Below are 18,931 nucleotides of genomic sequence, written 5' to 3' on the forward strand. Positions count from 1 at the left end.
GCGACCCGTCGATCCAGGCGGGGCGCCCCCCAGCAACAGGAGTGATACATGTTCGAGCGGTTCACCGACCGGGCCCGCCGGGTGGTCGTGCTGGCGCAGGAAGAAGCGCGCATGCTCAGCCACAACTACATCGGTACCGAGCACATCCTGCTCGGGCTGATCCACGAGGGCGAGGGCGTGGCGGCCAAGGCGCTGGAGAGCCTCGACATCTCGCTGGAGGCGGTGCGCGCCCAGGTCGAGGAGATCATCGGCCAGGGCCAGCAGGCGCCCTCGGGCCACATCCCCTTCACCCCCCGCGCCAAGAAGGTGCTCGAGCTGTCCCTGCGCGAGGCGCTCCAGCTCGGCCACTCCTACATCGGCACCGAGCACATCCTGCTCGGGCTGATCCGTGAGGGTGAGGGCGTCGCCGCCCAGGTGCTGCAGAAGCTCGGCGCCGACCTCAACCGGGTCCGCCAGCAGGTCATCCAGCTGCTCTCCGGCTTCCAGGGCAAGGAGCAGGCCGGCGCCGGTGCCGGCGCGACGACCGGTGCCTCCGGCGGCGAGGCCCCGTCGAGCTCGCTGGTCCTCGACCAGTTCGGCCGCAACCTCACCCAGGACGCCCGTGAGGGCAAGCTCGACCCGGTCATCGGTCGCGAGCAGGAGATCGAGCGGGTCATGCAGATCCTCTCGCGGCGTACGAAGAACAACCCGGTCCTCATCGGCGAGCCCGGCGTCGGCAAGACGACGATCGTCGAGGGACTGGCCCAGGACATCGTCAAGGGCAACGTCCCCGAGACGCTCAAGGACAAGCAGATCTACACCCTCGACCTCGGCGCGCTGGTCGCCGGGTCGCGCTACCGCGGTGACTTCGAGGAGCGGCTGAAGAAGGTCCTCAAGGAGATCCGTACGCGCGGCGACATCGTGCTGTTCATCGACGAGATCCACACCCTCGTCGGCGCCGGCGCGGCCGAGGGCGCGATCGACGCCGCCTCGATCCTCAAGCCGATGCTCGCCCGCGGCGAGCTCCAGACCATCGGGGCGACGACCCTCGACGAGTACCGCAAGTACCTCGAGAAGGACGCCGCGCTCGAGCGCCGCTTCCAGCCGATCCAGGTCCAGGAGCCCTCGATCGCCCACACGATCGAGATGCTCAAGGGTCTGCGCGACCGCTATGAGGCCCACCACCGGGTCACGATCACCGACGAGGCGCTGGTCTCCGCGGCCACCCTCGCCGACCGCTACATCTCCGACCGCTACCTCCCCGACAAGGCGATCGACCTGATCGACGAGGCCGGTTCGCGGCTGCGCATCCGCCGGATGACCGCCCCCGCCGACCTGCGCGAGTACGACGACAAGATCGGCGAGGTGCGCCAGCGCAAGGAGGCCGCCATCGACGGCCAGGACTTCGAGGCGGCTGCCCGCCTGCGCGACGAGGAGAAGCAGCTCATCGCCAAGAAGTCCGACCGCGAGAAGCAGTGGCGTGCCGGCGACATGGACGAGGTCGCCGAGGTCGACGAGGAGCTGATCGCCGAGGTGCTCGCCGTGGCGACCGGCATCCCGATCGTCAAGCTCTCCGAGGAGGAGTCGACCCGGCTGCTCCACATGGAGGACGAGCTCCACAAGCGCGTCATCGGCCAGGAGGAGGCCGTCAAGGCCATCTCCCGCGCGATCCGGCGTACCCGGGCCGGCATGAAGGACCCGAAGCGTCCCGGCGGCTCGTTCATCTTCGCCGGCCCGTCCGGTGTCGGTAAGACGTGGCTGTCGAAGACCCTCGCGGAGTTCCTCTTCGGCGACGAGGACGCCCTGATCCAGCTCGACATGTCGGAGTTCGGCGAGAAGCACACCGTCTCGCGGCTCTTCGGCTCGCCCCCGGGCTACGTCGGCTACGAGGAGGGCGGCCAGCTCACCGAGAAGGTGCGCCGCAAGCCGTTCTCCGTGGTCCTCTTCGACGAGGTCGAGAAGGCCCACCCGGACATCTTCAACAGCCTGCTGCAGATCCTGGAGGAAGGTCGCCTGACCGACTCCCAGGGCCGGGTGGTCGACTTCAAGAACACCGTCATCATCATGACCACCAACCTCGGCACCCGCGACATCTCGAAGGGCGTCAACCTCGGCTTCCAGCAGGGGGGCGAGGCGGGCTCCTACGACCGGATGAAGATCAAGGTCTCCGAAGAGCTGAAGCAGCACTTCCGGCCCGAGTTCCTCAACCGTGTCGACGAGATCATCGTGTTCCCGCCGCTGTCGCAGGAGCAGATCGTCGCGATGGTCGACAACATGATCGCCGGGGTGGAGCTGCGGCTGCGCGACCGCGACATGAAGCTCGAGCTGACCCAGGACGCCAAGAACCTGCTGGCGGAGCGGGGCTTCGACCCGGTGCTGGGTGCCCGGCCGCTGCGGCGGACCATCCAGCGCGAGATCGAGGACGTCCTCTCGGAGAAGATGCTCTTCGGTGAGGTCGGCCCCGGCCAGATCGTGCTGGTGGACGTCGAGGGTGAGGGCCCCACGGCGACCTTCACCTTCTCGGGCCAGAAGGTGGCCGAGCTGCCCGACGTCCCGCCGTTCGAGACCGTGGACGTGGAGACCGGTCCGACGGGCGAGGGTCCGGACGACTCGGAGGGCCCCACGGACGTCCCGCGGGACCAGTGAGACGCGTCAGGGCAGCGAGTAGCCCTCGCCGTCCCTGACGAGCAGACCGTCCTCGACGAGGCCGGCCAGGCACCTGGTGCGCTGGTCGGCCTCGTCCCACGTCCGGGCGAGTGTCGACGCCCGCACCGGGCCGTCGGCCTCGCGCACGACGGCCAGCAGCCGGCCGCGGCACTGCCGGTCGGTGCCGGCCCAGGCCTGCCCGCGCCGCGGCGGTCCGTCGTACGCCGGGTGGCCGGCCGCCCGCCACGCGCACAGGTCGGCGACGGGGCAGGCCCCGCACCGCGGCCGGGCTGCGGTGCAGACGAGAGCGCCGAGCTCCATCAGGGCGATCGACCACGTGGCAGCCTCCGCGTCGTCCTCGGGGAGCAGGGCTGTCGCACGCTCCCGCTCGGGCTTCGTCACGTTCGCGGGGGGCAGCTCCACCCCGTCGTCGGCGCGGGCGAGGACCCGTCGCACGTTGGTGTCGAGCACGGCGTGGCGCCGTCCGAAGGCGAAGACCGCAACCGCGGCGGCGGTGTAGTCGCCGACGCCGGGCAGCGCCCGCAGGTCCTCCGCGTCCGCGGGCACCTCGCCGCCGTGGCGCTCGACGATGGCGGTGGCTGCCGCGTGGAGCCGGAGTGCCCGACGGGGGTAGCCGAGCCGTCCCCACATCCGGATCGCCTCGCCGGTCGGCTCCGCCGCGAGGGCGGCCGGCGTCGGCCACCGTTCGAGCCACTGCTCGTGGACGGGCAGCACCCGGGCCACGGGGGTCTGCTGGAGCATGTACTCGCTGACCATCACCGACCAGGCCGACGCCTGCGGGCCGCGCCACGGCAGCTCGCGCGCGTGCTCGTCGTACCAGCGCAGGAGGGGCTCATGGAGGTCGCTCATCGCTGCCGATCGTAGGCAGGCCCGCGTGGCACCGCCGGTGCGGGCGCCCGGCTGCCTACGGTGGGCGCATGACCGCGCTGACTCGTGGGCCGCTGCCGGCACGCGTCTACTGGACCCGTCGGGTCCTGCTGCTCGTGGTCGTCTCGGCCCTCCTCGTCGGCGTCGTGCAGGTCGTCTCGTGGGCCACCGGTGGCGGCTCGCCCGACCCGAAGCAGCAGGCGGCACCGGTGTCGGCCGAGCCGACCTCGGAAGTCACCGAGCAGCCGGTCACGGACCCGAGCACCCCGTCGGAGTCGCGGGAGCAGGAGCGGGAGAAGAAGGGCACGAAGGGCACGAAGAAGTCGGCCGAGCCGGTCCTGGCCGAGCCCGAGGGGCCCTGCGTCGACCGCGACGTCGCTGCTACTCCTGCCGTCGACGAGGCCGTCGGCGGCAGCCCGATCGCGGTGACCGTCGAGCTGCGCACGGTCCAGAGCGTGGCCTGCACCTGGGAGCTCTCGCCCCGGACGCTGTCGGTGAAGATCACCTCCGGCGACGACCCGATCTGGTTCAGCAGCCAGTGTCCGCGCTCGATCCGCAAGCAGGACCTGGTCCTGCGCAACACCGAGCCGACCGAGGTCGAGGTGCGGTGGTCCTCGAAGCGCTCCGACGAGGACTGCAGCGGCCAGACCGACTGGGCGCTGCCCGGCTGGTACCACGTCGAGGTCGCCGCGCTCGGCGGTGAGCCGTCCGACATGCAGTTCCAGCTGACCGCGCCCGACCGTCCCGTCGTCACCGAGACGATCCCGGTCAAGCCGAAGCAGGACGGGAAGAAGCAGGGTGGGAAGAAGCAGGACGGGAAGAAGCAGGACCGCAAGAACCGCGGCTGAGGCGAGTCAGCCGAGGACGGCGTCGAGCAACGGCTCGAGCCGCTCGACGTGGGTGACGAGGGGTCCCCGCAGCCGTCGCTGCTGCGCGAACACGCCGGTCGGTCCCAGCCGGTAGAGCAGCGCCCGCAGCACCAGCTGGTCCCAGTCGGTGCCCGTCGCCCAGTCGTCGAGCAGGGACACGGGGGCACCGTGGAAGGTCACCGCGTCGGTGGCCACGACCGCCAGCGCGAAGGCGGCCGGACGGAAGTAGACCGGCCAGTCGATGAGCCCGGGCGGACGGCCGTCCTCGACGACCACGTTGGTGAGCACGTCGCCGTGGATCACCTGCTCCGGCGCCGAGACCGGCGCGAGGTGGACCAGCAGCCGGTCGACGACCGCGAGCGTGGCAGCGTCGCCGATCGGCTCCGCCCCCTCGAACGCGAGCCGGTCGCCGTAGGACCACGGGTCGTCGCGCTCGTCGAGGAAGGCCGGCCGCGGCAGTCCGCGGAGCGCGTCGTGGAAGGCGTCGGCCGCCTCCCTCACCACCGCGAGCTCGTCGAGGAGCCGGGCGTCGCGACCCGGGAGCAGGACGTGGGCGCCCCACCCGTCCGCGGACCAGTCACCCCGGTCGGTCGCCACCGGCTCGGGCACGCGGACGGCGGGCGACCGCCAGGCGGCGTACACCTCGCACCGGAAGGTGTGCTCGGCCGACGGACCCACGGGCTTGAGCACCAGGCGGCCGTCCGACCAGGTCTTCCCCTGGCCTCCGGGCAGCAGTCTCAGGGCGTCGGTGTCGACGCCGAACCGAAGGCACGCCTCGGCCGACGGGACGTCGCGCACCGGCTCAGACGTAGCGCTCGAGGATCGTCGACTCGGCGAGGCGGGAGAGCCCCTCGCGGACGCTGCGGGCGCGCAGCTCGCCGACCCCCTCCACGTCCTGGAGGTCGTCGACGCCGGCCGAGAGCAGCTTCTGGAGGTTGCCGAAGTGGTCGACGAGCCGGTCGACCACGGAGTGGGGGAGCCGTGGGACCTTGGCGAGCAGCCGATAGCCGCGCGGGGCGACGGCGCCGTCGAGGTGCTCACCCGTCCCGAGCCCGAGCGCCCGTGCAGCGGCGGCCGGGTCGACGAGCTCCGTCGGCGACAGCGCCTCGAGCTGGTTGAGGTAGTGCTCCGGGTCGCGCGCCCGCTTGCCGGCGGGCAGGTAGTCGCGGATGACCAGCTCGCGCTCGGCGTCGACGCCGGTGATGAGCTCCTCGAGCTGGAGGGAGAGCAGCCGGCCGTCGGTGCCGAGCTCGAGCACGTAGTCCTCGATCTCGCGGGCGATCCGGGTGACCATCTCCAGCCGCTGGGCGACGACCGCGACGTCCCGCACGGTCACGAGGTCCTCGATCTCGAGGGCCGACAGGGTGCTGGAGACCTCGTCGAGGCGCAGCTTGTAGCGCTCGAGGGTCGCGAGCGCCTGGTTGGCGCGCGACAGGATCTGACCCGAGTCCTCGAGCACGTGGCGGGTCTCGCCGACGTAGGCCGCGATGATCTGCATCGACTGGGACACCGAGATCACGGGATAGCTGGTCTGGCGGGCCACCCGGTCAGCGGTGCGGTGGCGGGTGCCGGTCTCGTCGGAGGGGATCGACTGGTCGGGCATCAGGTGGGTGGCGGCGCGGATGATCCGGGTGACGTCGGTGTCGATGACGATCGCGCCGTCCATCTTGGCCAGCTCACGCAGGCCGGTGGAGGTGAAGGGCACGTCGAGGGTGAACCCGCCGGTGCAGATGTCTTCGACCGTCTCGTCGTGGCCGAGCACGATGAGGGCGCCGGTGCGGCCGCGCAGGATCCGCTCCAGGCCGTCGCGCAGCGGGGTCCCGGGCGCGATGGAGGCCAGGGCAGCGCGCAGTCGCAGCTGCCCCTCGGACCGGACGGTCGCCACGGTGTTCCTCCCCCTGGTGCGCAGGACGGCCGGGTCGTCCGGCCGTCGCTCCCCACAGTCTAGGAGATCGGTGCCGTTTCGGGTGGTCAGCCGCCCAGCAGGGACAGCAGTCGCAGCGCGCTGTGGACGTCGCCGACCTCGAGGATGCGCATCCCCTCCACGCGCCGCTCGTCGGCGCCGCTGCGTCCGGGCACGACGGCGACCCGGAACCCCAGGCGGGCGGCCTCGGCCAGCCGCTGCGGCAGGTCGCGCACCTTGCGCAGCTCGCCGGCCAGGCCGAGCTCGCCCATCGCGACCACCCCGCGCGGTGGTGGACGTCCGGTCGAGGCCGACGCCAGCGCGACCGCGATCGCGAGGTCGGTGGCCGGCTCGGTGAGTCGGGCGCCTCCCACGGTCGAGGTGAAGACGTCCTGCTGGTGGAGCCGGACCCCGCAGTGCTGGTGGAGCACGGCGAGGACCATCGCGACCCGCGAGGAGTCGAGCCCGCTCGTCGTACGCCGCGGGCGCTCCGCGGCGGTGTGGGTGACCAGCGCCTGCACCTCGGCCAGCAGCGGGCGGCGCCCCTCCATCGTCACCGCCACGCACGTGCCGGGGACCTGCTGCTCGTGGTTCTCCACGAACAGCCCCGTGGGGTCGGTGACGGCGGTGATCCCCTCGGCGGAGAGGTCGAAGCAGCCGACCTCGTCGACGGGGCCGAAGCGGTTCTTCATCGCCCGCACCATCCGGAACCGGGAGTTGCGGTCACCCTCGAAGTGGAGCACGACGTCGACGACGTGCTCGAGGACGCGGGGGCCCGCGATCGAGCCGTCCTTGGTCACGTGGCCGACGATGACGGTCGTGATGTTGCGGGTCTTGGCCATCCGGATCAGGGCGGCCGCGACCTCCTTGACCTGGGTCACCCCGCCGGGGACCCCGTCGAGGTCGGCGGCGGCGATGGTCTGGATCGAGTCGACGACCAGCAGCTCGGGCTTCACCGCCTCGAGGTGGCTGAGCACGGCCCCGAGGTCGGTCTCGGCGGCGAGGTAGAGCTCGTCGTGGACGCCGCCCGTCCGGTCGGCCCGGAGGCGGACCTGGGAGGCCGACTCCTCGCCCGTGACGTAGAGCGCCCGGCGCTGGTAGCGCGAGGTCTGGGCCGCGACCTCGAGCAGCAGGGTCGACTTGCCGACGCCCGGCTCGCCGGCGAGCAGGATCGCCGCACCCGGGACGAGCCCGCCGCCGAGCACGCGGTCGAGCTCAGGCACGCCGCTGGAGCGGAACGCCGACTCCTCGACCGACACCTGCCCGATCGGCACCGCCGGGCGCGAGACGGGGGTCGCGGCAGCGCGGGTCGTCGGGGCGGCCACCTCGGCGACCGAGCCCCACGCCTGGCACTCGCCGCACCGGCCGACCCACTTCGCGGTCTCCCAGCCGCACTCGCTGCAGCGGTAGGCGGCGCGCTGGCGGGCGGGGGAGCTTCTCGGCATGGGCGTGACGCTAGGCGATGGCGGTGACAAGCACGGCCCGGCGTCCCTGCCACGTGGTCCCTGACACGTCACGTTATGCTCGGTTGGAACGATCAAGGGGGCTCTCGATGACACGGGCTGGCAGCTGGGTGCCGACCACGCCGCCGACGCTGGCGGACGTGGCCGAGGTCGCCGGCGTGTCCCGGCAGACCGTCTCCAACGCGGTCAACAACCCCGACCTGCTACGGCCGGACACCCTCGCGCGGGTGCTCGACGCGATCGACGAGCTCGGCTACTCGCCCAACCGGGCGGCCCGCAACCTGCGCACGCGCTCCAGCCACCTGATCGGGCTCCGCTTCGCGCCCGCGCAGGAGCACACCGCCAACGCCCTGATGGACCGCTTCGTCCACTCCCTGGTCGAGACCTCGAGCGCCGCGGGCTACCACGTGCTGCTCTTCCCGGGCGACCCCGAGGATCCGACCGCCGGCTACGACCAGCTCCTGCGCTCGACGGCCGTCGACGCCTTCGTCGCCACCGACACCTACCTCGGCAACCCCCAGGCGACCTGGCTGGAGACCCGGCGCGCGCCGTTCGTCGCCTTCGGCCGGCCGTGGGACAACGAGGAGGCCGTCCACCCGTGGGTGGACGTCGACGGCGCGGCCGGGGTCGAGCTCGCCACCACCCACCTCGTCGAGCGCGGCCACCAGCGCATCGCGTGGGTCGGCTGGCGCAAGGAGCAGGTCATCGGCGAGGACCGCCGGGCCGGCTGGACCCGGGCGATGCGCTCGCGCGGGCTGTCGACGACCGGCCTCGCCTCCCGCTCCGACGACACCGTGCACTCCGGCCGCGAGGCCAGTGCCCACCTGCTCGACGAGGCGTCGCCGACCGGCTTCGTCTGCGCCTCCGACACGCTCGCGATGGGCGTGCTCCACACCCTGGGCGAGCGCGGCCTCGTCGCCGGTCGCGACGTCGCCGTCGTCGGCTTCGACGACTCCCAGGTCGCCCAGGTCGTGCCGCCCGGCCTGACCTCGGTCCGCCAGCCGCTCGAGGAGGTCGCCGTCGAGATCGTGCGCCACCTCGAGGGTCTCCTCACCCACCCGCCCGTCCGCGGCGGCGGCGTACTCCTCACCCCCGAGCTCGTCGTCCGCGGCTCGAGCTGAGGTCTGCAGGAATCCCCGGACAGCCGGGGATTCCTGCACTTGTCAGGGGATGTTTCGCCTGACAAGTGCAGGACTTCCCTGATCAGCTGGGATCACTGGAGGAAAGCCAGCACGCGGGCGGCGAGGCGCTCCGGGTCCTCGAGGTCGGCCCACGTGATACGGATGCATCGCCACCCGGTCAGCTCACGCACCCGGTCTTCGCGACGCTTCTCCCGAAGCACCGCGTCCGTCACCGTCTCGCTGTCGCGCAGGTGCTTGACGTACTTCTCCCGCCCGTCGAACTCGAGCCACACGCCGTGCTGGGGCCAGGCGAAGTCCAGCCGTGCAACGACGTGGCCGGCGTCGACGACCTCGTACTGGGGCTCCGGAGCCGGAAGGCCGTGACGCCAGGCCAAGTGGAAGAACCGTGACTCGCCCACGGACTCGATGCGGGGATCGGCGAGGCGCAGGACCAGGTCGGTGCGTTGCGTGAACGGGTCCCGATCCATCGACGAGTAGCGATGCTGGAGCTCGGCCATCGTCGTGCGACCGGAGTTGAGCAGCGCGTTCACGACGACGAGCCCTGCTTCGACCGACGCGACCGTGGTGACGTCGAGCGCAGTCTTCGTGGCACCGGTGACCGGCAGGCCTTCCCTCGTCGCGACGTCGCCCACCAGCAGCACGCCGCGATGCTGGCGTACGCCGGCCTCGCGCCGGCAGGCACGCCCGTCCAGCCGGGTCACCTCCACCCGGTCGAGCTTGAGCCCGTACACCGGCCCGCCGTGCAACGCCATCGCGGATCCGTGGCTCACCACCACCGGTGACTTGGCCTGGGCGACGACGGCGCGGGCCAGGAGCCGGTGTCGACCGCTGAGGTCCTCGTGGCGCCAGGTGCTCCCGGCGACGTACGCGCCCTGGCGAAGTCTGTGCAGCTCGCCTCTCCCCACCATGCGGGCAAGGGTGCGGTCGGTGAGCCCGGCTGCGATGGCTTCGCCACGGAGGAGGACCGGCGGAGATGCCATGGGGATCAGCAGGTCTGACATGCCCACAGGCTCTCCCGGATACGTGCCCGGCGTGGGCACGCGCTGGCCCGTCTGTGGATAACCGATCCCCCGGCTGCGACTGGTCAGGGGTTTCAGGCACTTGTCAGGGGCAGCAACACCTGACAAGTGCAGGACTCCCCGGCCATCAGGGGAATCCTGCCGTCCTCAGTACGCCCGCCACCACAGGTCGACGGCGTAGTCGACGACCAGGCCGTCGTGGGCGGCGAGGGCGTCGTCGGCGACGGCGGGTGGCAGCTCGATGCGGACGACGGCCTCGAGGTCGCGGCGGGCGGTGAACGCCCAGCGGGTGTCGAGCCGCTCGCGGTTCCAGCCGCGAGAGGTCCAGAAGCGCTCGACGGCCTCGGCGTCGACGGTCGGGTGCCCGCGCGCGAACCACCGCCCGAACGTGGAGCGGGTGGGGTCGTTGTCGATCACGAACGCCGTCCCCCCACGACGTACGACGCGCGCCAGCTCGGCCAGCCCCGGCTCGGACCCCGGCCCGAAGAAGTAGGCCCAGCGTGCGTGGACGACGTCGACGGAGGCGTCGGGGAGCGGTAGCGCCTCGGCCAGCCCCTCCAGCACCGTCACGTGGTCGAGGGCGCGGGTGCGCCGCCGGGCCAGCGACGCGAGCGACGGGTGGGGTTCCACCCCGACGACCGAGGCAGCGTCGGCGGCGAAGCGGGGGAGGTGGAAGCCGGTGCCGCAGCCGACGTCGAGGACGGTGCGGCCGGACCAGGGCGCGATCGAGGCCATCGTGGCCTCGACCAGCCCGTCGGGGTCGAAGGCGCGGTTCTCGACCTCGTAGGTGGCCGGATGGTTCCAGATGTTCGGTGAGGGTCGGGCCCCCGCTGGCACCACTAGAGCCGCACGAGCCCGTTCGGCGTCTGGACCTGGACCGCGACGATCCCGGGGGTGCCGTTGGGGGCGACCCACTCGACCTTCACGTCCTCCAGCGGGGCCTCGACCGTCTCGCCGAGCCACTCCGAGACGCGCTGGCTGTCGCCGGCGATCTCGAGGCAGGCCAGGGAGTAGGCCGGGTCGGCGCCGTGGCTGGGGTGCAGCTCGGGCTCGACGTCCCACTGGATGAGGTAGGGCAGCTGCGGGTCGGCGATCAGCCCGTTGATGCCGATCTGCTTCCAGTGCAGCAGCACGCCGTCGGGACGGTGCCGGTTGCCGGCAGCCGCCTCGCGGCCGAGCCGCTGCTCCGCGGCCGCGATGTCGTCGACCGCGACGACCCAGCCGAGCCAGCCGCCGCCGAGCTGGCTGCGCGCGCGCACGGCCTGCCCGAAGGGCGCCTTGTCCGAGGCCGGGTGGTCGAGGACCTCGACGACCTCGAGGTAGGTCCCGCCCGCGAGGGGCAGGATCATGTTGCGAGTGCCGAAGCGGGGGTGCACCCCGCCGTCCCTGAACTCGGTGCCGAGCAGTCCCCCGATGCGCTGGGCGGTGCTGGCCAAGCCGTCAGGACCTGCGGCGAAAGAGAGATGGTCCAAGCGCATGCCGCCATTGTCGACAATGACGGATCCCACTCCGCGGCCGGGGTCGATTTCTCTCGACGTCGACAGACCGGGACGGTGGCTCAGTGCGGGTCGGCCGGGTGGAGCGCCAGCGCCGAGCGTGAGCGCAGGTGGGCCTCGCAGTGGACCACCAGCGCGTCGTAGGCCGGGCGCCCCATCAGCTCGACGAGCTCGGGCTCGTTGGTGACGTAGAGCGGCTCGGGGGCGACGTGGGCCTCGGTGTTGCCGGAGCAGTACCAGTCGAGGTCGTGGCCGCCGGGGCCCCAGCCGCGGCGGTCGTACTCACCGATGCTCACCTCGACGTACGAGGTGTCGTCCTGCCGCTCGACCGTGCGGTAGGTGCGCCGGATCGGCAGCTGCCAGCAGACGTCGGGCTTGGCCTCGAGCGGCTCGGCCCCCTCCGCCAGCGCGAGCCCGTGGAGCGCGCACCCGGCTCCGGCATGGAAGTCGCCGCGGTTGTGGAACACGCACGCCTGCTGCCCGGCGACCTCGAGGGTCAGCGTCTTGGCCTCGCCGTCCTCGTCCTTGGTGACCCAGTCGGACTTCCTGACCTTGCGGCCGGGGTGGAACTGCCACTGCTCCGGGGTGAGTCGGTCGACCCACGCGGCGACCCGCTTCTGGTCGTCCTTGTCGGAGAAGTGGGCGCCCAGGGTGCAGCAGCCGGTCTCGGGCGAGGTGTCGTAGATGCCCGGACAGCCCTGCCCGAAGATGCAGGTGTAGGCGGAGGTCAGCCACGTCAGGTCGCACCGGAAGACCTGGTCGGCGTCGGCGGGGTCGGCGAACTCGACGAAGGCCCGCGGGAAGACGAGGTCCACTTCTGGCACGGGTAGACCCTACGCGGCCGGTACATTCGGGCCCATGCGGCTGGGCGTGCTCGACATCGGTTCCAACACCGGCCACCTGCTGGTGGTCGATGCCCACGACGGCGCCCGGCCGTTGCCGGCGTCGTCGTTCAAGCAGCCGCTGCGGCTGGCCGAGCACCTCGACGACGACGGGGCGGTCACCCGGACCGGCATCGACGCCCTCGTCGACTTCGTCGCGAAGTCTCTCGACGTCGCCGAGGACAAGGGCTGCGAGGAGATGCTGCCCTTCGCGACCTCCGCGGTGCGCGACGCGACCAACTCCTACGCCGTGCTGGCCGAGGTGCGCGAGCGGACCGGCGTGGACATCGCGGTCCTGCCGGGGGAGGACGAGGCGCGCCTGACCTTCCTCGCCGTACGCCGCTGGTTCGGCTGGTCGGCGGGCCGGCTGGCCGTCTTCGACATCGGGGGTGGCTCACTGGAGATCGCGGCCGGCGGCGACGAGTCGCCCGACGTCGCCTGGTCGCTCCCGCTGGGGGCGGCCCGTCTCGCCCGCGAGCACCTCGCGGACCCTGATCGGCACACCGAGGCCGGCATCAAGGCGCTGCGCAAGGACATCCGGGCCGCGATCGCCCGCGACGCCGGCAACCTGCTCCGCCACGGCGCACCCGACCTCGCCGTCGCCACGTCGAAGACCTTCCGGTCGCTCGCGCGGATCTGCGGCGCGGCCCCGTCGGGCGACGGCCCCTACGTCCCGCGCCAGCTGCCCAAGGCCGAGATGACGCGCTGGATCCCCAAGCTCGCCGCGATGTCCGACGACGAGCTCGCCGACCTCCCCGGCGTCTCCTCCAGCCGCACCCACCAGATCCTGCCCGGCGCCCTGGTCGCCGTGGCCGCCATGGACATCTTCGACCTCGACGCCTTCGAGATCTGCCCGTGGGCGCTGCGCGAGGGCGTCATCCTCGAGCGCATCGACGCGATCACGCAGTCGTCCGAGGGCGCCACGTGACGCGGATCGGCCTCTCCACAGCCTCGGTCTACCCCGAGTCGACCGCCCACGGCTTCGCCTACGCCGCGTCGCTGGGCTACGACGCCGTCGAGGTGATGGTCGGCATCGACTCGCTGAGCCAGCAGACCTCGGCGGTGCGCCAGCTCTCCGAGCACCACGGGGTCCCGATCTGCGCGGTCCACGCCCCGTGCCTGCTCTTCACCCAGCGGGTCTGGGGGACCGAGCCCTGGGGCAAGCTCGAGCGGTCCGCCGAGATGGCGGCGTCCGTCGGTGCCGAGACGGTCGTCGTCCACCCGCCGTTCCGGTGGCAGAAGGACTACGCCGCCGGCTTCGTCGAGGGGATCGCCGCGCTCGAGGAGTCGACCGGCATCCACTTCGCCGTCGAGAACATGTATCCCTGGCGCGCCAGCGCCCGCGCCAAGCGGGGCGCGATGGAGATGTACCTCCCCGGCTGGGACCCGTCCGAGGAGTCCTACGCCCACACCACGGTCGACCTCTCCCACGCCGCGATCGCCAACAGCGACGTGGTCGAGATGGCGCAACGTCTCGGCAGCCGGCTGCGCCACGTCCATCTCACCGACGGCTCGGGCTCGGCCAAGGACGAGCACCTCGTCCCCGGCCGCGGCGTGATGCGGGCCAAGGAGTTCCTCGAACACCTCGCCCACACCGGCTTCGACGGCGACATCGTGCTCGAGATCAACACCCGCAAGGCGGCGAACCGCGAGCAGCGGGAGGCCGACCTGCGCGACTCGCTCGCCTTCGCCCGGGAGTACTTCCGGGTCCCGACCCCGTGAGCGGCTCGCGGCGCGGCCGTCGTCCGGGGGCGCCGGACACCCGCGCGGCGATCCTCGTCGCCGCCCGCAGCCGGTTCGCCGAGCACGGCTACGCCGGGACGACGATCCGGGCGGTCGCGACCGACGCCGGGGTGGACGCGGCCCTGGTCCACCACTACTTCGGGACCAAGGACGACCTGTTCCTGGCGGCTCTGGCGCTCCCCGTCGACCCGCGTGCCCTCCTGGTGCCGGCCGTGACCGGCGGTGGCCCCGAGGGCGCGGCGGAACGGCTGCTCACGACGTTCCTCGGCGTCTGGGACGACCCGGAGCTGCAGCCGGCCCTGCTGACGATCGTGCGCGGCCTCATGGACCCCGCCGCGGCCCGGCTGGTCAGCGAGGGCTTCCTCCCGGTGGTGCTGGGACCGGTCGGCCAGGCCCTCGGCATCGACCGGCCCGAGCACCGGATGCCGCTGGTGGCCAGCCAGGTCTTCGGGCTGATCCTGCTGCGCTACCTGCTCGAGGTCGAACCGCTCGCCTCGATGCCCGCCGAGCAGCTCGTGGCGACCTACGCCCCGACGATCCAGCGCTACCTCACGGGACCCTTGCCGTAGGGCCGTCCCGGGTGCACAATTCATCACATGATGAAAAACATCGTGGAGGTGGACGGGCTGACCGTCGTGCGCGGCAGCCGCACCGTGCTCGACGGCCTCGACCTCACCGTCGGTGGCGGCGTGACCGGCCTGCTCGGACCGAGCGGGTGCGGCAAGACGACCCTGATGCGCTGCCTCGTGGGCGTGCAGAGGATCGCCGCGGGCCGGGTCACGGTGCTCGGCCAGGAGGCGGGCAGCGCCCCCCTGCGTGACCGCGTCGGCTACCACACCCAGGCCGCCAGCGTGTACGACGACCTCACCGTGCGCGAGAACCTGGCGTTCTTCGCCCGGGTCCTGGGGACCGACCGGTCCGCCGTCGACCACGCGGTCGAGGCCGTCGACCTCGGCAGCCACCGCGACCAGGTGGTCGGCAGCCTCAGCGGCGGGCAGCGCTCCCGCGCCAGCCTGGCCGTGGCGCTGCTCGGCGAGCCCGACCTGCTGGTGCTCGACGAGCCGACGGTCGGTCTCGACCCGGTCCTGCGCCGCGACCTGTGGGCGCTCTTCCACCGGCTCGCGGACGCCGGCTCGGCGGTCTTCGTCTCCAGCCACGTGATGGACGAGGCCGACCGCTGCGACCGGTTGCTGCTGATGCGCGAGGGTGCCGTGATCGCCGACGGGTCGCCGGACGACATCCGTGGCCGGACCGGTGCCGCCGACATCGAGGACGCGTTCCTCGCCATCGTCGGGAGCGCAGCATGAGCCCCCGGATCACCCTCGCCGTGGCCGGCCGGGTGCTGTCCCAGATCCGGCGGGACCACCGCACGCTCGCGATGCTGGTGCTGCTCCCGACGCTGCTGATGACCCTGCTGTGGTGGATGTTCAGTGACGCGCCCGGCGCGGTCTTCGACGGCATCGGCCCCGGGCTGCTCGCGCTCTTCCCGTTCTTCATCATGTTCCTGGTCACCAGCGTCACGACGCTCCGCGAGCGCTCCAGCGGCACCCTCGAACGGCTGCTCAGCATGCCGATGGGCAAGCTCGACTTCCTCTTCGGCTACGCCCTGGCGTTCGGGTTGATGGCGGCCGTCCAGTCCGGGCTCGCGGTCCTGGTCTCGGCGTGGCTGCTCGACCTCGACATCGCCGGCCCCGTCTGGCTGCTCGCCGTCGTGGCGGTCGTCGACGCGGTGCTCGGCACCGCGCTCGGCCTCTTCGTGAGCGCCTTCGCCGCGACCGAGTTCCAGGCAGTCCAGTTCATGCCGGCGGTCGTCGTGCCCCAGATCCTCCTGTGCGGCCTGTTCGTGCCCCGCGACCGGTTGCCCGACGTGCTGTCGGCGATCAGCGACGTGCTGCCCCTGTCCTACGCCGTCGACGCGATGCAGACGCTGGTCGCCTCGGCGGAGACGGCCGACGCGTGGGCCGACCTCGCGGTGGTCGCGGGGTTCGCCGTGGCCGGGCTGGCGCTCGGGGCCGCCACCCTGCGGCGGCGTACGGCCTAGGTCAGGCGGGGAGGCCGAACCAGGGCAGGCAGGGCTCGACCCCGGCCACCGCCACGTCGCGGCCGAGCCCGGACGCCTGCCAGTCGTCGCGGGTGAGCCGCAGGTGGGTGAGCTCTAGCGGCTCCCCGCCCGCCGCGGAGAGGCTGGTGCCGTTGTCGCGATAGCCGAGCCGGCGCGAGACGCCGAGCGAGGCGTGGTTGGTCGGCCGGGCGCTGCTGACGGCCGCGAGCGCGTCGAGGTGGTCGAAGGCCAGTCCGAGCACCGCCTGCCGCATCGCGACGCCGATGCCCCGGCCGCGGGCCGACGCGGTGAGCCACGACCACGAGTCGACCGTCCGGGTGAGCGCGAACTCCTCACCCTCGAGTGCCTGGACGCCGACCAGGTCGCCGGCGTGCTCGACCGCGAGCAGCAGCGTCCACGACGACGGCGACCAGGTGCCCAGGTGGTGCCAGTGGGCCCGGTGGACGAGCCGGCGCCGGTGGGCGTCGTCGTCGTGCCACGGGAAGCGCTCGACGGTCGGGTCGAGCTCGACGTCGTCGGACTGCAGGTCGGCGAGGGTCGGCAGGTCGCGCTCCCGTACGCCGCGCAGGCGGGTGTCGCGACACCACACCTCCAGGCCGAGGAGCGGCACGTCCCCCACGAGGCGGTCGTCGTCCACGGGGCCACTGTGGCACCACCGCGGCTGGGACGTCGGGCGACCCGCGGCTAGCCTGAGGTCCATGCCCCTGCTCCGCCAGCCGCTCCTCATGCTCGCCCGCAGCGAGCACGTCAAGAACGCCGTCAGCAGGATGCCGGTGTCCTCCGGCATCGTGCACTCCTACGTTCCCGGTGAGACCACCGAGGCGGCGGTGGAGGCGACCTCGAGGCTGGTCGACGACGGCCTCGTCGTCACCCTCGACTACCTCGGCGAGGACACCCTCGACGTCGAGCAGGCAGACACCACCGTGCAGGCCTACCTCGACCTGCTCGAGGCGCTCTCGGCGCGCGGGCTGACGCGCAAGGCCGAGGTCTCGGTCAAGCTGTCGGCGATCGGCCAGTTCCTGCCCGAGATCGGCGACAAGGTCGCGCTCGAGAACGCGCGCACCATCTGTCGGGCGGCCCGGAACGCCGGCACGACGGTGACCCTCGACATGGAGGACCACACCACGACCGACCGCACCCTCGCCGTGCTGCGTGAGCTGCGCAAGGACTTCCCCGAGACCGGTGCCGTGCTCCAGGCAGCGCTCCACCGGACCGAGGCCGACTGCCGCGCGCTCGCCCACGAGGGCTCGCGGGTCCGGCTCTGCAAGGGCGCCTACCTCGAGCCCGAGGACGTCGCCTTCCAGGACCGGATCGAGATCGACAAGTCCTACGTGCGCTGCCTCAAGGTCCTGCTCGCCGGCCAGGGCTACCCGATGATCGCCACCCACGACCCGCGGATGGTCGACATCGCCGGCTCGCTGGCGAGCCGCTACGGCCGGGCGCAGGGGACCTACGAGTTCCAGATGCTCTACGGCATCCGCCCGACCGAGCAGCAGCGGCTGGCCGACACCGGTGAGACGATGCGCGTCTACATCCCCTACGGCACCGAGTGGTACGGCTACCTCATGCGCCGGTTGGCCGAGAAGCCGTCCAACCTGTCGTTCTTCGTCAGGTCCCTCGTCAGCAAGAAGTAGCCTCGTGCCCATGAAGCAGACCGCCATCCTCGGCGCCGGCGTCATGGGCGAGACCCTGCTGTCGGGCCTGGTCCGTGCCGGCCGCCGCGTCGACGCCCTCCTCGTGGGGGAGAAGCGACCCGAGCGCGCCCACGAGCTCGAGGAGCGCTACGGCGTCGCGGTGGTCTCCAACGTCGAGGCCGCCGAGAAGGCCGACACCGTCGCGCTGGTCGTGAAGCCGCAGGACATGGGCGACCTCCTCGACGAGATCGCGCCCGTGCTGCGGGCGGGCCAGCTGGTCTGCTCCCTGGCGGCCGGCATCACGACCGCCTTCATCGAGTCCCGGGTGCCCGAGGGCGTCGCGGTCGTCCGGGTCATGCCCAACACCCCGGCCCTCGTCGACGAGGGCATGGCCGCGATCGCGCCCGGCTCCCACTGCGACGACGAGCACCTCGCCGAGGTCGAGTCGCTGATGGCCTCGACCGGCAAGGTGCTGCGCGTGCCCGAGCGGCAGATGGACGCCGTCACCGCCATCTCCGGCTCCGGACCGGCCTATCTCTTCTTCGTCGTCGAGTCGATGATCGAGGCCGGCGTCCACCTCGGGCTTCCGCGCTCGACCGCCACCGACCTCGTCGTCCAGACCGTCGTCGGGTCGGCCACGATGCTCCGCGAGACGGGCACCCACCCGGTCGTGCTGCGCGAGCAGGTCACCTCGCCCGGCGGCACCACCGCGGCGGCGCTCCGCGAGCTCGAGATCCACAAGGTCCGGGCCGCGTTCCTCGCCGCCATGGAGGCCGCCCGCGACCGCTCGCGCGCGCTGGCCGAGGGCTCCTGATGGACCTCGGCGCCTTCTCGATCAGCCTGCCGGTCTCCGACCTCGCCCGGTCGCGGGAGTTCTACGAGTCGCTGGGCTTCACCGTGGTCGGCGGGGATGCCGACGACGGCTACCTGATGCTGAGCCAGGGGCGCACCCTGGTCGGCATCTTCTGCTTCGAGGGCATGGACTTCGACGCCCCGATGCTCACCTTCAACCCGGGGTGGACCAACGACCGGACCGAGTCGGCCGCCTTCACCGACGTGCGCGAGGTCTCGCGGCGGGTGCGGGCCGCGGGCATCACTCCCGAACGCGACTGCGACCCCGGGGGGAGCGGTCCCGACCACGTGGTCCTGCTCGACCCCGACGGCCACCGGATCCTGGTCGACCAGTTCGTCGACGCTCCCTGACTC

At 72.3% G+C, this 18,931-nt stretch carries 20 protein-coding genes; 11 read left to right on the plus strand and 9 right to left on the minus strand.

The window, feature by feature from the left end:
• Nucleotides 1-48 precede the first annotated feature (48 nt).
• On the plus strand, nucleotides 49-2,625 hold the full coding sequence (locus ABD091_RS11860) for an ATP-dependent Clp protease ATP-binding subunit (protein WP_343918648.1): 2,577 nt from the start codon (nucleotides 49-51) through the stop codon (nucleotides 2,623-2,625).
• A gap of 6 nt (nucleotides 2,626-2,631) precedes the next feature.
• On the opposite strand, the gene ABD091_RS11865 is transcribed toward ABD091_RS11860, so the two are convergent.
• Nucleotides 2,632-3,495, minus strand: coding sequence for an HhH-GPD family protein (locus tag ABD091_RS11865; RefSeq protein WP_343918650.1), 864 nt, complete (start codon nucleotides 3,493-3,495; stop codon nucleotides 2,632-2,634).
• Between the two features lie 68 nt (nucleotides 3,496-3,563).
• On the opposite strand from ABD091_RS11865, the gene ABD091_RS11870 reads away from it, so the two are divergent.
• Entirely contained in the window at nucleotides 3,564-4,361 is a 798-nt protein-coding gene (locus tag ABD091_RS11870; protein WP_343918652.1) for a hypothetical protein, read from the plus strand.
• 6 nt (nucleotides 4,362-4,367) lie between these two features.
• Here ABD091_RS11870 and ABD091_RS11875 read toward each other — a convergent pair whose 3' ends face one another.
• The 3 genes from ABD091_RS11875 to radA form a co-directional block, all read right to left on the minus strand.
• Nucleotides 4,368-5,180 carry a hypothetical protein gene (locus ABD091_RS11875; protein WP_343918654.1) on the minus strand — a complete coding sequence of 271 codons (813 nt, stop codon included), beginning with the start codon at nucleotides 5,178-5,180 and terminating at the stop codon, nucleotides 4,368-4,370.
• Nucleotides 5,181-5,184: 4 nt separating this feature from the next.
• Nucleotides 5,185-6,267: a DNA integrity scanning diadenylate cyclase DisA gene (disA, locus tag ABD091_RS11880; protein WP_343918656.1), complete on the minus strand. Its 1,083-nt coding sequence runs from the start codon at nucleotides 6,265-6,267 to the stop codon at nucleotides 5,185-5,187.
• A gap of 86 nt (nucleotides 6,268-6,353) precedes the next feature.
• Nucleotides 6,354-7,730 carry a DNA repair protein RadA gene (gene radA / locus ABD091_RS11885; RefSeq protein WP_343918658.1) on the minus strand — a complete coding sequence of 459 codons (1,377 nt, stop codon included), beginning with the start codon at nucleotides 7,728-7,730 and terminating at the stop codon, nucleotides 6,354-6,356.
• A gap of 107 nt (nucleotides 7,731-7,837) precedes the next feature.
• Between radA and ABD091_RS11890 the strand changes: the two genes are divergently transcribed.
• Nucleotides 7,838-8,869: a LacI family DNA-binding transcriptional regulator gene (locus ABD091_RS11890; RefSeq protein ID WP_343918660.1), complete on the plus strand. Its 1,032-nt coding sequence runs from the start codon at nucleotides 7,838-7,840 to the stop codon at nucleotides 8,867-8,869.
• 92 nt (nucleotides 8,870-8,961) lie between these two features.
• On the opposite strand, the gene ABD091_RS11895 is transcribed toward ABD091_RS11890, so the two are convergent.
• From ABD091_RS11895 to ABD091_RS11910, 4 genes are all read right to left on the minus strand, one after another.
• Entirely contained in the window at nucleotides 8,962-9,891 is a 930-nt protein-coding gene (locus tag ABD091_RS11895) for a type IV toxin-antitoxin system AbiEi family antitoxin domain-containing protein (RefSeq protein WP_343918662.1), read from the minus strand.
• A 165-nt stretch (nucleotides 9,892-10,056) separates the two neighbouring features.
• Nucleotides 10,057-10,746 carry a class I SAM-dependent methyltransferase gene (locus ABD091_RS11900; RefSeq protein ID WP_343918664.1) on the minus strand — a complete coding sequence of 230 codons (690 nt, stop codon included), beginning with the start codon at nucleotides 10,744-10,746 and terminating at the stop codon, nucleotides 10,057-10,059.
• Between the two features lie 2 nt (nucleotides 10,747-10,748).
• Nucleotides 10,749-11,387, minus strand: coding sequence for a VOC family protein (locus ABD091_RS11905; RefSeq protein ID WP_343918666.1), 639 nt, complete (start codon nucleotides 11,385-11,387; stop codon nucleotides 10,749-10,751).
• An 80-nt stretch (nucleotides 11,388-11,467) separates the two neighbouring features.
• A complete protein-coding gene (locus ABD091_RS11910) occupies nucleotides 11,468-12,229 on the minus strand; it encodes a DUF3109 family protein (RefSeq protein WP_343918668.1) in 762 nt (253 codons plus the stop codon).
• Between the two features lie 34 nt (nucleotides 12,230-12,263).
• Here ABD091_RS11910 and ABD091_RS11915 point away from each other — a divergent pair, with 34 nt between their 5' ends.
• Genes ABD091_RS11915 through ABD091_RS11935 form a run of 5 tightly spaced genes read left to right on the plus strand, consistent with a single transcriptional unit; the run spans nucleotide 12,264 to nucleotide 16,070 of the window.
• The gene (locus ABD091_RS11915; protein ID WP_343918670.1) at nucleotides 12,264-13,214 is read left to right on the plus strand and encodes a Ppx/GppA family phosphatase; all 951 of its coding nucleotides are present in this window, start codon (nucleotides 12,264-12,266) and stop codon (nucleotides 13,212-13,214) included.
• Entirely contained in the window at nucleotides 13,211-14,008 is a 798-nt protein-coding gene (locus tag ABD091_RS11920; protein ID WP_343918672.1) for a sugar phosphate isomerase/epimerase family protein, read from the plus strand. The genes ABD091_RS11915 and ABD091_RS11920 overlap by 4 nt, the downstream gene beginning before the upstream one ends.
• Complete coding sequence (locus ABD091_RS11925; protein ID WP_343918674.1) at nucleotides 14,005-14,598, plus strand: TetR/AcrR family transcriptional regulator; 594 nt, start codon at nucleotides 14,005-14,007, stop codon at nucleotides 14,596-14,598. Before ABD091_RS11920 ends, ABD091_RS11925 begins: the two co-directional genes overlap by 4 nt.
• 27 nt (nucleotides 14,599-14,625) lie before the next feature.
• Nucleotides 14,626-15,336, plus strand: a complete 711-nt coding sequence (locus ABD091_RS11930; protein WP_343918676.1) for an ABC transporter ATP-binding protein — start codon at nucleotides 14,626-14,628, stop codon at nucleotides 15,334-15,336.
• Nucleotides 15,333-16,070, plus strand: a complete 738-nt coding sequence (locus tag ABD091_RS11935; RefSeq protein ID WP_343918678.1) for an ABC transporter permease — start codon at nucleotides 15,333-15,335, stop codon at nucleotides 16,068-16,070. The genes ABD091_RS11930 and ABD091_RS11935 overlap by 4 nt, the downstream gene beginning before the upstream one ends.
• A 1-nt stretch (nucleotide 16,071) precedes the next feature.
• Here ABD091_RS11935 and ABD091_RS11940 read toward each other — a convergent pair whose 3' ends face one another.
• The gene (locus ABD091_RS11940; protein ID WP_343918680.1) at nucleotides 16,072-16,728 is read right to left on the minus strand and encodes a GNAT family N-acetyltransferase; all 657 of its coding nucleotides are present in this window, start codon (nucleotides 16,726-16,728) and stop codon (nucleotides 16,072-16,074) included.
• Nucleotides 16,729-16,789: 61 nt separating this feature from the next.
• On the opposite strand from ABD091_RS11940, the gene ABD091_RS11945 reads away from it, so the two are divergent.
• From ABD091_RS11945 to ABD091_RS11955, 3 genes are read left to right on the plus strand one after another with little or no spacing between them, the layout of a single operon-like run.
• Nucleotides 16,790-17,725: a proline dehydrogenase family protein gene (locus ABD091_RS11945; protein ID WP_425571488.1), complete on the plus strand. Its 936-nt coding sequence runs from the start codon at nucleotides 16,790-16,792 to the stop codon at nucleotides 17,723-17,725.
• A 10-nt stretch (nucleotides 17,726-17,735) separates the two neighbouring features.
• On the plus strand, nucleotides 17,736-18,539 hold the full coding sequence (gene proC / locus ABD091_RS11950; RefSeq protein WP_343918682.1) for a pyrroline-5-carboxylate reductase: 804 nt from the start codon (nucleotides 17,736-17,738) through the stop codon (nucleotides 18,537-18,539).
• Nucleotides 18,539-18,928: a VOC family protein gene (locus tag ABD091_RS11955; RefSeq protein ID WP_343918684.1), complete on the plus strand. Its 390-nt coding sequence runs from the start codon at nucleotides 18,539-18,541 to the stop codon at nucleotides 18,926-18,928. The genes proC and ABD091_RS11955 overlap by 1 nt, the downstream gene beginning before the upstream one ends.
• Nucleotides 18,929-18,931 lie beyond the last annotated feature (3 nt).

The organism is Nocardioides aestuarii (assembly GCF_039527245.1).
GTDB classification, from domain to species: domain Bacteria; phylum Actinomycetota; class Actinomycetes; order Propionibacteriales; family Nocardioidaceae; genus Nocardioides; species Nocardioides aestuarii.